Source organism: Streptomyces sp. NPDC042638, from assembly GCF_040647235.1.
In the GTDB taxonomy this organism is placed as follows: domain Bacteria; phylum Actinomycetota; class Actinomycetes; order Streptomycetales; family Streptomycetaceae; genus Streptomyces; species Streptomyces rameus.
In genome coordinates this window covers 62034-74616 of the sequence record NZ_JBEZBT010000020.1, presented here as the reverse complement: position 1 = coordinate 74616, position 12583 = coordinate 62034, and the positions used below count along the sequence as shown (strand labels likewise).

13 protein-coding genes are annotated in these 12583 nt (G+C 72.9%); 6 read left to right on the top strand and 7 right to left on the bottom strand.

The window, feature by feature from the left end; genetic code table 11:
• Positions 1–373: 373 nt before the first annotated feature.
• Genes AB0B40_RS18465 through AB0B40_RS18455 form a run of 3 tightly spaced genes read left to right on the top strand, consistent with a single transcriptional unit; the run spans position 374 to position 1425 of the window.
• On the top strand, positions 374–772 hold the full coding sequence (locus tag AB0B40_RS18465) for a hypothetical protein (RefSeq protein ID WP_362264508.1): 399 nt from the start codon (positions 374–376) through the stop codon (positions 770–772).
• 36 nt (positions 773–808) lie between these two features.
• A complete protein-coding gene (locus AB0B40_RS18460; protein ID WP_362264506.1) occupies positions 809–1033 on the top strand; it encodes a hypothetical protein in 225 nt (74 codons plus the stop codon).
• A 29-nt stretch (positions 1034–1062) separates the two neighbouring features.
• Positions 1063–1425, top strand: coding sequence for a hypothetical protein (locus AB0B40_RS18455; protein ID WP_362264505.1), 363 nt, complete (start codon positions 1063–1065; stop codon positions 1423–1425).
• 56 nt (positions 1426–1481) lie between these two features.
• Here AB0B40_RS18455 and AB0B40_RS18450 read toward each other — a convergent pair whose 3' ends face one another.
• Positions 1482–1646, bottom strand: a complete 165-nt coding sequence (locus AB0B40_RS18450) for a hypothetical protein (RefSeq protein ID WP_176986079.1) — start codon at positions 1644–1646, stop codon at positions 1482–1484.
• Positions 1647–1945: 299 nt separating this feature from the next.
• Between AB0B40_RS18450 and AB0B40_RS18445 the strand changes: the two genes are divergently transcribed.
• Positions 1946–3322 carry an MFS transporter gene (locus AB0B40_RS18445; RefSeq protein ID WP_345055896.1) on the top strand — a complete coding sequence of 459 codons (1377 nt, stop codon included), beginning with the start codon at positions 1946–1948 and terminating at the stop codon, positions 3320–3322.
• Between the two features lie 49 nt (positions 3323–3371).
• Here AB0B40_RS18445 and AB0B40_RS18440 read toward each other — a convergent pair whose 3' ends face one another.
• The 4 genes from AB0B40_RS18440 to lnt form a co-directional block, all read right to left on the bottom strand.
• Positions 3372–5288: a GAF domain-containing protein gene (locus AB0B40_RS18440; RefSeq protein WP_362264503.1), complete on the bottom strand. Its 1917-nt coding sequence runs from the start codon at positions 5286–5288 to the stop codon at positions 3372–3374.
• A 76-nt stretch (positions 5289–5364) separates the two neighbouring features.
• Positions 5365–6186: a 3-hydroxybutyrate dehydrogenase gene (locus AB0B40_RS18435; protein ID WP_362264501.1), complete on the bottom strand. Its 822-nt coding sequence runs from the start codon at positions 6184–6186 to the stop codon at positions 5365–5367.
• 54 nt (positions 6187–6240) lie between these two features.
• Entirely contained in the window at positions 6241–6720 is a 480-nt protein-coding gene (locus AB0B40_RS18430; protein WP_345055890.1) for an NUDIX domain-containing protein, read from the bottom strand.
• Between the two features lie 56 nt (positions 6721–6776).
• Positions 6777–8387 carry an apolipoprotein N-acyltransferase gene (gene lnt, locus AB0B40_RS18425; protein WP_345055888.1) on the bottom strand — a complete coding sequence of 537 codons (1611 nt, stop codon included), beginning with the start codon at positions 8385–8387 and terminating at the stop codon, positions 6777–6779.
• A 416-nt stretch (positions 8388–8803) separates the two neighbouring features.
• Here lnt and AB0B40_RS18420 point away from each other — a divergent pair, with 416 nt between their 5' ends.
• A complete protein-coding gene (locus AB0B40_RS18420; protein ID WP_362264499.1) occupies positions 8804–9775 on the top strand; it encodes an O-antigen ligase family protein in 972 nt (323 codons plus the stop codon).
• A gap of 136 nt (positions 9776–9911) precedes the next feature.
• On the opposite strand, the gene AB0B40_RS18415 is transcribed toward AB0B40_RS18420, so the two are convergent.
• Both AB0B40_RS18415 and AB0B40_RS18410 read right to left on the bottom strand, forming a co-directional pair.
• Positions 9912–10457, bottom strand: a complete 546-nt coding sequence (locus AB0B40_RS18415) for a hypothetical protein (protein ID WP_345055885.1) — start codon at positions 10455–10457, stop codon at positions 9912–9914.
• A 105-nt stretch (positions 10458–10562) separates the two neighbouring features.
• A complete protein-coding gene (locus AB0B40_RS18410; protein WP_345055884.1) occupies positions 10563–11348 on the bottom strand; it encodes an aspartate/glutamate racemase family protein in 786 nt (261 codons plus the stop codon).
• Between the two features lie 57 nt (positions 11349–11405).
• On the opposite strand from AB0B40_RS18410, the gene AB0B40_RS18405 reads away from it, so the two are divergent.
• On the top strand, positions 11406–12581 hold the full coding sequence (locus tag AB0B40_RS18405; RefSeq protein WP_362264497.1) for a glycosyltransferase: 1176 nt from the start codon (positions 11406–11408) through the stop codon (positions 12579–12581).
• The last annotated feature ends 2 nt before the right edge of the window (positions 12582–12583 follow it).

Below are 12583 nucleotides of genomic sequence, written 5' to 3'. Positions count from 1 at the left end.
GCAGCCACGGAAAGGCGCAGAGTGCCGTGGCGCGGCTCGGATCCCGTGCCGCGAGGGGGTCCCTCGCATTCCTTGGGTCGTCGGCGGTTGGTCCGTGCGTACGGGCACGGACCGCTCGCCGTCACCGTGCCGACGACGTGGCCGGATGCAGCGGACGCGTGGACTCGAAGTGACCATCGTCGGCGCGGTCGCCTCACGCATGACCGAACCGAACAGCGGCATCCACCTCACCAGCGCCGCCTCGCCACCGCCGAAGTCGCCGCCGGCACCACGGCCGGTGCCGTACCGGCCGCCGCACTGCTGCGGTCCGAGGGCGATCGCGACCCCGAGGTGTGGGAGCCGCACGGTGCGCCATCGCGAGCTGGGAGGAACAATGCGGAACCGGACACTGAGCAAGATCGGCACCAAGCTGTTGCGTCTGCGTCACGACGCGTCGCAGACCTCGCAGGACCGGACGGCGCCGGCCGACTATGGATTGGACCGCGGGCAGGTCGGCGCATTCGTCGCCGGCACGCTGGACGCGGAGGGCGAGGCGGCGCTCGCTCATCAGGTGGCGCGGCTGCTGCCCTTCCACTGGACCTGGCCCAACCGGGTCGGGGAGGGGATGAGGCAGCTCATCGACCACTTCGGTGATCAGCGCGAGCTGATGGCCTGGCTGGACCGGCACCCCGGCCTGCCACGGCTGGTGGCACGCCTGTACGTCTTCATGGGCCTCCTCGACCGGTACAGCGCGGTGCCCGCGGTCGTGACCGCGATGCGTGAATACCGGTAGCGGACCCCGTATCCGCCGGGCCTCGAGCCCTACCTGGTGCCGGCCACCGATGACGACACGCTCGCGAGCATTGCTTTCAAGATCGAGAAACTGCTCGGCGAGGAGCAGGCCCAGGAGGCCGTCGAGCTGGCTTTGGCCACTGCGGCATGGCTGCAGCAGGTCGCGCCACGCGTGCGGGAACTCACCCCTGAGGTCGGCGACTTGGACGAGCTGATGGAGCAGGCGTCGCAGGACATCCGGGCGGCAGCAGCCGACATCTGAACACGGCAGTCGACGCGGAGGTGAACGGCATGACGGTGAAACTGAACGCGAGGGCCTTCGACCACGCGAGGAAACTGGCCGAAGAGGGCCGGATCGTCCTGGACGACCGGGACGAGTGGAGCGAGCACCGGCCTTCGGCTGCGGACGAGAATGCCTATCTCGAGGAGAACGGCTTCAACAAGTACGCCAGGTGGTACCTGGGCATCGACGACGGTATGGGAGAGGACACCAAGGGCCGGTACAAGTTCCCCTACGGCGATTTCGAGCGCGTCCACCGCTGCGGTGTCCTCTCCGCCGAGGTACACGCCGGACAGCAGAAATACGCGGACATCGAGAACGCCGCCGCGCACCTGCACGGACTGCTGGACGGCAGGCGGGCCGGGAACCGGTGACAGCGCCGAAAAAGTGCACCCGCACCCGGCCCCCGGCAACGGATCGTCCAGGGGTGCTAGGCGTCGTCGCCCCGCTCGCCCTCTGCCTGGGACGGCTCGCTCCGGGGGACGTCCGGGTGCTGTTCGGTTGCGGTACGCTCGCCCGTCTCGTCCCGCTCGCCCTCGGCCTGCGAAGGTGTGCGCGAGTACCAGGCGTCGTAATCAGGGGCTCCGGATTTCATGACGGGCCTCCTTAATCGCTCACGTCCATTCTCCCCTCTCAGGCCGCGGTGGCACCTCCGACCGTCGCATCCGCAAGGCCGGGCCCTACGAGCCCCGGTACACCCCGGCGGGCACCCAACCCCCGCACCGGCGGTCCATACCGACTGACCTGGCTCACGCCTTCCGCGAGCCGGCATGGTGGCCGCACGCATAGCCAACCCCCGAAATATGGTGCCCCACCACATGTGCCCCTGACCTGCATCTTCCTACCGTGTGCCGACACGTACCCGTCCCCACCGCACACGAGGAAGTGGCGCACATGGCCTCCGGAACCACCGCTCCCCCACCCCCCGCCAGCCTCCCCAGAATCGTCGCCGCCAGCCTCATCGGCACCACCATCGAGTGGTACGACTTCTTTCTCTACGGCTCCGCCGCCGCACTGGTGTTCAACAAGTTGTTCTTTCCCGACTCCGACCCGCTCGTCGGTACGCTGCTGTCGTTCCTGACCTACGCCGTCGGGTTCGCGGCCCGCCCGCTGGGGGCGCTCGTCTTCGGCCACTACGGTGACCGGCTGGGGCGGAAGAGGCTGCTGGTGCTGAGTCTCGTGCTGATGGGCGGGGCCACTTTCGCCATCGGGCTGCTGCCCACGCACGCCACCGTCGGGACCGCCGCCCCCGTCCTGCTCACCACGCTGCGGCTGGTGCAGGGCTTCGCACTCGGTGGCGAGTGGGGCGGCGCCGTGCTGTTGGTGTCGGAGCACGGGGACGCGCGGCGGCGCGGCTTCTGGGCCTCCTGGCCGCAGACCGGCGCACCCGCCGGTCAGTTGCTCGCGACGGGCGTGCTCTCGCTGCTCACCGCGGTCCTGTCCGACGAAGCGTTCGGCGACTGGGGCTGGCGGATTCCGTTCCTGCTCTCCGGAGTGCTCGTGCTCGTCGGTCTGTGGATTCGTCTGTCTGTCGATGAATCGCCCGTTTTCAAGCAGGCGTTGGAGCGTGCCGAGGCACGGCAGGGCGACGCGGACGAGAAGCCGCCGCTCGTCTCCGTGCTGCGCCACCACTGGCGGGACGTACTCGTGGCGATGGGCGCCCGGATGGCGGAGAACATCAGCTACTACGTCATCACCGCGTTCATCCTCGTCTACGCCACCACCTCGGCCGGCGTCACCAAGCAGACCGCGCTCAACGCCGTACTCGTCGGCTCCGCCGTGCACTTCGCCGTCATCCCGGCCTGGGGCGCGCTGTCCGACCGGGTCGGACGGCGGCCGGTGTACCTGTTCGGCGCGGCCGGCATCGGACTGTGGATGTTCCCGTTCTTCGCGCTGGTCGACAGGGGCTCGTTCGGGTACCTGGTCCTGGCCGTGACCGTCGGACTCGTGCTGCACGGCGCGATGTACGCACCCCAGGCCGCGTTCTTCGCCGAGATGTTCGCGACCCGGATGCGGTACTCGGGAGCCTCCATCGGCGCCCAGTTCGCCTCCGTGGCGGCCGGTGCCCCCGCACCGCTCATCGCCACGGCACTGCTCTCCGACTACGACAGCTCCACCCCGATCGCCCTGTACGTGATCGCCGCCGCCGTACTGACCCTGGTCGCGGTGGCCGTCTCGCGAGAGACGCGGCATCGGGACCTCGCGCAGGTCGAAGGTGAGAGCGCGGAGTCCGCCGAGGCGGCACCGGCCGCCGGGGCGCGGACCGCCTGACCGGCGTCACGACCGCCTCCGCACCGGCCGGCCGCCGTGCGGGGGCCGGTCAGCGGGGTCCCGGTGTCACCAACCGGTTCAGTCTCAGGGCGAGTTGGATCTCCAGGGCCCGGGCGGGGGTCTGCCAGTCCGCGCCGAGGAGACGCCCCACGCGCTCCAGACGCTGGGCCACCGTGTTCACGTGCACGTGCAGCGCGTCCTTGGTGCGGGCCGGGCTCATCCCGCCCTCGAAGTAGGCGTCCAGGGTTCGCAGCAGTTCCGTGCCGCGTTGCGCGTCGTACGACACCACCGGGCCGATGGTCCGGTCGACGAAACCGGCGATGTCCCGTTCACCGGCGAGGAGCAGGCCGAGGAAGCCGAAGTCCTCGGCCGCGGCGCCGTCCCCGGGCCGGCCCAGCAGGTGCAGCGCGTCCAGGCAGCGGCGGCCCTCGGCGTAGGCGGACGCCACGGTCTCGGGGTGGGCGGCGAGGTCGGTGACGGGGGCGGAGGCACCGACCGTGACCGGCTGGTGGACGGCCGTGCCCAGGTGACGGGCGGTGCGGCGGGCCACCTCCGTGGCGGTGTCGCCGCCCAGCGGCAGCAGCAGAACGGTGCCGCCGTCGCGGGCGGCGGCCAGACCGTGCCGCGTGGCCGCGAGGTGCGACGCGGCGGACCACAGCCGGCGGCGGGCCGCGGCCTCCTCGTCGGCGTCGGCCGCCGGTCCGTCGAGACGTGCGGCGAGGACGACATGGGTGGCGTCCAGGTCCGCATGGAGGCGGCCGGCGCGCTCGCGCAGCAGGCGCGAGTCCCGGTCCCGCGCGTCCAGCAGGTCGTCCAGCAACTCGCCGCGCACCCGCTGTTCGGCCTCGGCGGCGGAACGCCGGGCGAGCAGCAGCAGGGAGGTGACCATCGCCGCGCGCTCCAGGGTGCGCTGGTCGACAGGGTCCAGGCCGGGGTGGCCGCGCAGGACCAGGGCACCGAGGAGTTCCCCTCCCGCGGCCACGGCGGCGATCCAGTCCCTGCCGTGCCGTACGGCGTGCCCCTCGGCTCGGGACGCCTCCAGCGCCTCGGCCGGTACCGCCGCTTCCTCGGTGAACTCCACGGTTCCATCGAGGACTTGGGAGACCGCTGCGGCCACGTCGTGCACTCCGCCGCCGCGCAGGACGAGTTCGGCGAGCCGGTCGTGAACCTCGGACGCCCGCTCGATGACGCCGCTGCGGTCCCGGATGATCTCGTTGGCGCGCTCCAGACCGGCCAGGGCCGAGCGGGTCTCGGTGAGCAGGTTGGCGGTGTCGATGGCCGCCGCGGCGAGCGCGGCGAAGGAGCCGAGCAGGGCGATCTGCTCGCGTTCGAAGACTCTCGCCCGCCGGTCCGCCGCGAACAGGACACCGATCACGTGCGGACCGAGCATGAGGGGGACGCCGAGGATGGCGACCAGGCCCTCGTCGCTGACCCCGGCATCGATGGTGTGCGTGTGCTGGAACCGGCCGTCCTGGAAGTAGTCGTCCGTGACGTACGGCCGCGCCGTCTGGGCGACGAGCCCGCCGAGCCCCTCTCCCATGCCGAGGCGCAGCTGCTGGAAGCGGGCGGACACCGAGCCCTCCGTGACCCGCATGTAGGTGTCGCCGCGTGCCGGGTCGTTGAGGCTGAGGTAGGCGACGTCCGTGCCGAGCAGGGAGCGTGCGCGCTGCACGATGGCCTGCAGGACGGCGTCCAGGTCGCGGAGTCCGGCGAGGTCGTGCGCGGTCTCGAAGAGCGCCGACAGCTCCGCCTCGCGCCGCCTGCGTCCCTCCAGTTCGGCACGCACGCGCAGGGCGAGCAGTCTGGCCTCTTCCAGCGCGGCTATCCGGCCTGCGGGCTCACCCTCGGCACGGGCGAGCAGGACGGGCCGCTCATAGGCCTCCACCGAGGCGTCGCGGGCCAGCAGGCCGAGGTACGGGGTCTCGGCGCTGGTGCCGGGGGCCGACTGCAGGTGATCGCGGGACATGGTCACAGGATCCCGTATCGGCCACCAGGCCCGGCATGCCTGTGGAAAACTCTCGGGGCCGGTGCTGCCGGGCCGGTCAGTGAGCCGTCCATCCGCCGTCCAGGACGAGCGAGGTGCCGGTGACGAAGGACGCCTGCGGGCTGCACAGGTAGGCCACGGCCTCGGCGACCTCCTCGGGTTCGATGAGCCGGCGCAGCGCGCTGTCCTTCAGCAGCACGTCGGACAGGACACGCTCCTCGGGAATCCCGTGCGCCTGTGCCTGGTCGGCGATCTGCTTCTCGACCAGGGGGGTGCGCACGTATGCCGGGTTCACACAGTTGGAGGTGACTCCGTGGGCCGCGCCCTCCAGTGCGGCCGTCTTGGACAGTCCTTCGAGGCCATGTTTGGCGGCCACATAGGCGGATTTAAAGGCTGAGGCTCGCAGACCATGGACGGAGGACACATTCACGATCCGGCCCCAGCCTTGGGCGTACATGTGCGGGAGGGCGCCGCGGATGAGACGGAAGGGTGCCTCCAGCATCACGGTCAGCACCGTGTGGAAGACGTCGGGCGGAAACTCCTCGATGGGCCGGACGAGTTGCAGTCCGGCATTGTTGACCAGCACATCGACACCCTCGGCGGCACGTTCGGCGGCGTCCAGGTCGGTGAGGTCCACGACCCGCGGTACGACGGTGCCGGTGAAGGCGCCGGTCCGCTCCGCCTGCTGGGCCAGCTCGGCCAGGCCGGAGGCGTCCCGGTCGACGGCGCGCACCTCGGCCCCGGCGGCGGCCAGCCGCAGTGCGCAGGCGCGGCCGATGCCGCCGGCGGCGCCGGTGACGAGGGCGGTGCGGCCGGCGAGGTCGAGGGCGAGCGGCTGGAGCAGGGGTCCGGGACCGGGCAGGGGGGTGGGCGAGGTCATGTCCCGACCCTACGCAGAACCCGAAGGCCACCACATGTGGTGGCCACCCATACTTCAGCTGGCGGCCGTAGGGTCAAACCATGTGGGTGCATCGGACATGGCCTGCTTGATCCGGAAGAGGCCGAACTCGTTCAGGCCGGGCAGTGCGTCCACCGCGAACCAGCCCACTTCCAGAGACTCGTCGTCGTTGACCCGGGCCTCCCCGCCCACGGCCCGGCAGCGGATGGTGATGTCCATGTACTGGCAGACGTCGCCGTTGGGGTACGTCACCGGCTCCAGCGCCTGGACCAGGACCACCCGCTCGGCCACGCAGTGCACCGCCGTCTCCTCGAAGACCTCCCGCACCGCACAGGCCGCCGGCTGCTCGCCCGGATCGGGGATGCCGCCGATCACCGACCACTTGCGTGTGTCGGTCCGCCGGCCGAGCAGCACCCGGCCCTCGTCGTCGAAGACGATCGCGGTGACTCCGGGAAGCCAGAGCAGCTGCCGGCCGGCAGAGTCCCTGAGCGTGCGGATGAATTCGGGAGTAGCCATGAGCCCGACCCTAACCGGCCGCTGCGCGAGGCCCGGCCGGTTCAGGGGTCGTACGGTTACGCGTCACCGGCGCGCCGGGAGCGCAGGCCGGACCCGATCGCCCAGCCGATCCCGCCGACGGCGACCAGCACCAGTGCGATCTCCGGGAGGATGCCCAGCTCCGTGGCGGGCGTCGTGGACGTGCGCAGCGGCACCTTCTGGACGAGGTAGGCGGGCACGAACATGCCTGTCTTCTGCGTGATCCGTCCGTCCGGCATGATGACCGCGCTGACGCCGCTGGTCACCGGCACGGTCACGGTGCGGCTGTGCTCGACGGCACGGATGCGGGACATGGCGAGCTGCTGGTAGGTCATCTCGCTGCGGTCGAACGTGGCGTTGTTGCTCGGCACGGAGATCATCTGCGCGCCGTGCGTCACCGTGTCCCGCACGGCCCAGTCGAAAGCGGCCTCGTAGCAGGTGGCGAGGCCCACCTTCGCGCCGTCGATGTCGAACACGCCCGGCTTGCCGCCCCGGCTGAAGTCCCGGCGGGCCATGTCGGTCCAGCTCTTGTTGATCGCGCCGACGAGCGAGCGCAGCGGAAGGTACTCGCCGAAGGGCTGGATCTGCCGCTTGTCGTAGGTCTGCGTCGCGCCCTTGGCCGGGTCCCACAGGATCTGCTCGTTGAGCAGCTTGCCGTCCTTCTCCACGACGGCGCCGACGGAGACGGGCACGCCGACGTCCTCGACCGCCTGCTCGATGACGGCGGCGCCGTCGGGATACTCGAAGGGGTCGATGTCGGAGGAGTTCTCCGGCCACAGGACGTAGTCGGGCTTGGCGACCTTGCCCGCCCTGATGTCGGCGGCGAGCTTGTGCGTCTCGCGCGCGTGGTAGTCGAGCACGGCCCGCCGCTGGGCGTTGAACTCCAGCCCGGAGCGCGGCACGTTGCCCTGGATGAGCGCCACCGTCGCGGTGCCGCTCTCCGCCTTGTCGCTGACCAGCGCGCGGGCCGCGATCGCGCCCGCCACCGGCACGGCGACGCTCAGCAGCGCGGCGGTCGCGGCGGCGCGCCGCACGGTCCGGGTCCGGCGCCGCCCGGAGAGCAGCCGCCCGGCCTCGTACAGGCCGAATCCGCACAGGACGACCGCGAAGCCGAGCACGGGCGTTCCGCCCACCGCGGCGAGCGGCAGGAAGACGCCGTCCGCCTGGCCGAAGGCGATCTTGCCCCAGGGGAAGCCGTGGAAGGGCACGCGCGCGCGTACCGCTTCTCCCGCTGTCCACAGGGCGGCGGCCCACACCGGCCAGGCGGGCAGCCTGGAGACGGCGGCGACGCCCACCCCGACCAGGGCGACGAAGACCGCCTCGATGAGGACCAGGGCCAGCCAGGGCAGGGGGCCGACCTCCACACTGGTCCACACCAGCAGGGGCAGCAGGAAGCCGAGCCCGAAGAGGTAGCCGAGGCCGAGGGCGGCCTTCCAGCTCCGGCCGCGCAGCACCCAGCCGAAGCCGGCGAAGGCGGGCAGGGCCAGCCACCACAGGGTCCGCGGCGGGAAGCTGACGTAGAGCAGCACTCCGCAGAGCACGGAGGCGGCGGCCGGGACCAGGCGCAGCAGTCGGCCACGGCCCGCGCCGGAGGCGGGGCGCGGCTTGAGCTGGTCCGGCTGGTCCACGGAAGTTGCGGTGACGGTCACCGGGTGAGTGTACGGCGGCTGTGGCCGCCGCCGACAGGACGGTCCGGGAGCCCCGGCACCGGCGGTTGTCGCTGGTGAACGCCGGTGTCCGGGCACCGCGGGCGGAGTGTCCGGCCGCGCTGCCCGCCCCCCGGGGGCGCGGATCGGACCCCTGCGGGTGCCTGGGCGGGACGGTGGGCGGTACCTGACGGAACCATGCCGTTCCTCCGCGTCTCGTGACCAAACCGGCCATGAGCCGCTACGGTGTGCGCAGCCTCGGCGGCGCTGCCGGACCCGGTACGCGGCCGTGGCCTGCCACAGGTCGGGGGACCGGGTACGAGGGGCGGCGGGTGGGGTCGACGGGGACGCGGTCCGTGACCGGTGCATACGGTGCGGACGCCTACAGCACGAGAAGAAACGTTTCCGATGGCACGGGCATGATCCTGTTGGGGGCCTGCGCCGGGTGGTCGCTGATCACCGCGGCGGCCCACGACGGACGGCCGGAGGGCATGCTGCTGGCAGTGCTCGCCGTGGCCGCCGGTTACGCCGCGGGCCGGGTCTCCGGGGCACTGCTGCCGGTGGCCGCGCCCTGCGTCGGCGCGGCGGCGGGACTGGCCCTGGCCGTGGTGCTGCCCAGGCTCTCCCCCGGTCGCTGGTACACCGCCCCGCTCGGCTACGCAGGTGCCACGGCCGCCCTGCTGGCCCTGGCCACGGGGGCCGCGTGCTGTGCCGCCTGGGCGGCGACCGCACCCGGGCTGCGGCTCGGGATGGGCGCCCTGGCCTGCGCCGGCGTGCCGGCCGGGATCGTGGTGGGGTCGTCGGCGGGGTGCGTGGCCAGCGCGGCCGTCCTGCTCTGTGCAGTGGCCGCCGGCTCGGCACGCGGCCGGGGTCCGTGGCTGGCGGGGCTGGCCGCGGCGGCGGGCCTGGTGGCGGTCACGGTCTGGGCGGTCGCGGCGGGCACGCTGCCCGCCGGCCTCGCCGGGGCACTGGCGGACCGGTTGCCCCCGCAGCGGGTGCCTCGGTGGGAGGACGCGCTGCGGCTCGCGGACCGCAACAGCGGCCTCGGTGTCGGGCCCGGCCGGTTCGGCGAGCTGAGTCAGGTCCTGCCGCGGACACCGCTGTCCGACGGCAGACCGCACTCGGCCCCGCTGCAGCAGGCGGCCGAGCAGGGCCTGATCGGGGTGTGCCTGCTGGCCGCCGTGTTCGCCTGGGTCCTGTACGCGCTGTGGCGCACCTCCCGCCCCACGCCCGTCGCCCTCACGGCGGGCGCGGCCCTGACGGCACTGGCCGCGCTCGCCTCGGTGAGCAACGCGCTGAGTTTCACGACGGTGACAGTCGGCGCGGGCCTCCTGGCCGGCTGGGCCACGGCCCGGCCGTGGACGGGCGACACCATGACCTCCGGCCGCTGAGCGGGAACGGCCCGGACGGGCGACACCACGACCTCCGGCTGCTGAGCGGGAACGGCACGGCCTGGCCCCGTGCGGGGGCCATCCCGGCGACACACGGCCGGGGCGGACGGTCCACGCAGACCCGGCCGGGGCTGTCTCAGCCTGCCGTGCCGGGGCGGATCGTGCGGAGGCGGTCTCTGATGACCCGTACCGCGGACTCCGCGTTGTCGACGGTGACCGTGAACGTGTGGCCGTCCCACAGGCGCAGCACGATGCCCTCGCCACGGCGTACGACGACCGCGGTGCCCTTCTCGGGGCGCCAGCGGTAGCCCCAGCCGCCCCAGTGTCTGGGGGTGACCAGGGCGGTGAAGTCGGCGCCCGCCACCTGGGAGAGCGGGATGCGGCGGCGCGGCAGCCCGACGTGCCCGCAGCGCACCTCGACGCACTCCCTGTCCAGCTTGAGGTCGACGTGCACGAAGGCGAGCGTGCCGAACAGAACGAGCAGGCCGGCCGCGATGCAGCCCACGACGGACATCACCAGCGGGGCGATGCCGGAGGTCCAGGCCGAGTCGACGGCCAGCTCGATGCCGAGCGCCAGGCAGGCGGCGCCGACCAGGGCGAGCAGCCACTGGACCCGGTTGGTGGCGCGTCCCGTCCAGACGTCCGGGCGGAGCCTGTCGTCGGCGTCGGGGTGGTCCCTCATGTTTATGAGGTTACTCAGGTTTCGCCGCGCGGGTAGGGCATGGCGCGGGGTGACTGGCCCGGGCGGAGCACGGTGGACCCGCGGCCGGGTTCGCCGCGCGCCCGGTCAGCGGACGGGGCTGACGGCCTGCAGGAAGCGGCCTTCGGCGTAGGACAGCGCCGTGTCCGGGAGCGTCGCCGTACGACCGCTCAGCAGCACCGTGAGGGTGGTGTCGGCGACCGCGGCCGGAGCCGGCTCCGCTCCGATCCGGCGCAGCGCCTGGGCGGCCACCGCTCCCGCGGTGCCGTGCAGGACGAGGGGCGGGCGGCCGGGTCGCTGGACGGCCGCCCGGATGCGCTCGGCGACCAGTTCGTAGTTGGTGCAGCCCAGCACGAGTGTGGTCACGTCGTCCGGGGTACGGGCGGCGGCCGAGGCGATGGCGGCGTCGATGGCCCTCTCGTCCGCGTGGTGCACGGCGTCCGCGAGGCCGGGGCACGCCACCTCCGCCACGGTCACACCGTCGGCGAACCGCTCGATCAGCCCGCGCTGATAGGCGCTTCCCGTGGTGGCCGGGGTCGCCCAGATAGCGACGGGCCCGCCCCCCGCGGCAGCGGGCTTGATCGCCGGAACGGTGCCGATGATCGGGATGTCCGGCTCGAAGCGGGCCCGCATCGCCGGCAGCGAGTGCACCGACGCGGTGTTGCACGCGACGATGAGGACGTCGGGCTCGTGCGCGGCGGCGGCCGCGGCGACGGCGACGGCCCGCTCGGTGATGTCTTCCGGGGTACGCGGTCCCCAGGGCATGCCGTCCGGGTCCCATGACAGCACGAGATCCGCGTCGGGCCGCAGCCGGCGCACCGCCGCAGCAGCGGGAAGCAGGCCGATTCCGGAGTCCATGAGCGCGATCTTCACCCGGCCACGATAGACGATGGGCCCCGGTGAGCCGCCCGGGTGGGGCAGACTGCCGCCGTGAGCGCCTTGCTGTGGATCACCGTCGTGTCACTGGCCGCGTGGTGCTGGCTGCTGTTCGGCCAGGGCTTCTTCTGGCGCACCGACGTGCGGCTGCCGCCGCGCCGGGAACCTGAGGAGTGGCCGTCGGTCTGTGTGGTCGTACCGGCCCGCGACGAGGCCGCCGTGCTGTCCGCCAGTCTGCCGTCGCTGCTGGCGCAGGACTATCCGGGGCGGGCGGAGGTCTTCCTGGTGGACGACGGAAGTACGGACGGCACCGGGGAGCTGGCCCGCGAGCTGTCCCGGCGGCACGGCGGGCTGCCGCTCACGGTCGGGTCGCCCGGTGAGCCGCCGGCGGGCTGGACGGGCAAGCTGTGGGCGGTGCGCCACGGCATCGGGCTGGCCCGCGCGCGTGACCCCGAATACCTGCTGCTGACGGACGCCGACATCGCGCACGCGCCGGGCGGCCTGCGCGAGCTGGTGGCGGCGGCCCGCACCGGGGGGTTCGACGTCGTCTCGCAGATGGCGCGGCTGCGGGTGGCGAGTCCGTGGGAGCGGCTCGTGGTCCCGGCGTTCGTGTACTTCTTCGCGCAGTTGTATCCGTTCCGGTGGATCGGCCGGAAGGGAGCGCGTACGGCAGCGGCGGCGGGCGGCTGTGTCCTGCTGCGCGCGGGCATGGCGGACGAGGCCCGCGTCCCGGAGTCCATCCGGCACGCGGTCATCGACGACGTGGCGCTCGCGCGCGCGGTGAAGGGCTCGGGCGGTCGCGTCTGGCTGGGGCTGGCCGACCACGTGGACAGCGTGCGTCCCTACCCGCGGCTGGGCGACCTGTGGCGGATGGTCTCGCGCAGCGCCTACGCACAGCTGCGGCACAACCCGCTGCTGCTCCTCGGCACGGTCGCCGGGCTCGCGCTGGTGTACCTGGTGCCGCCGACCGCGGTGGTCGTGGGCGTGGCCGGCGGCGGTGCGGCGACCGCGCTCGTCGGGGCGGCGGCGTGGACGGTGATGACGGGAACGTATCTGCCGATGCTGCGCTACTACCGGCAGCCGCTGTGGCTCGCCCCGCTGCTGCCGTTCACCGCGCTGCTGTACCTGCTGATGACGGTGGACTCCGCCGTGCAGCACTACCGCGGGCGCGGGGCCGCGTGGAAGGGCCGCACCTATGCCCGTCCGGACGCCGTGCCGGACGAGGGCTGAGC

Coding starts and splice junctions, on each gene's coding strand:
- AB0B40_RS18420 (WP_362264499.1), top strand. CDS start 8,804: ATGATCCTGTTGGGGGCCTGCGCCGGGTGGTCGCTGATCACCGCGGCG.
- AB0B40_RS18465 (WP_362264508.1), top strand. CDS start 374: ATGCGGAACCGGACACTGAGCAAGATCGGCACCAAGCTGTTGCGTCTG.
- AB0B40_RS18435 (WP_362264501.1), bottom strand. CDS start 6,186: ATGACCTCGCCCACCCCCCTGCCCGGTCCCGGACCCCTGCTCCAGCCG.
- AB0B40_RS18415 (WP_345055885.1), bottom strand. CDS start 10,457: ATGAGGGACCACCCCGACGCCGACGACAGGCTCCGCCCGGACGTCTGG.
- AB0B40_RS18455 (WP_362264505.1), top strand. CDS start 1,063: ATGACGGTGAAACTGAACGCGAGGGCCTTCGACCACGCGAGGAAACTG.
- AB0B40_RS18450 (WP_176986079.1), bottom strand. CDS start 1,646: ATGAAATCCGGAGCCCCTGATTACGACGCCTGGTACTCGCGCACACCT.
- AB0B40_RS18430 (WP_345055890.1), bottom strand. CDS start 6,720: ATGGCTACTCCCGAATTCATCCGCACGCTCAGGGACTCTGCCGGCCGG.
- AB0B40_RS18440 (WP_362264503.1), bottom strand. CDS start 5,288: ATGTCCCGCGATCACCTGCAGTCGGCCCCCGGCACCAGCGCCGAGACC.
- AB0B40_RS18445 (WP_345055896.1), top strand. CDS start 1,946: ATGGCCTCCGGAACCACCGCTCCCCCACCCCCCGCCAGCCTCCCCAGA.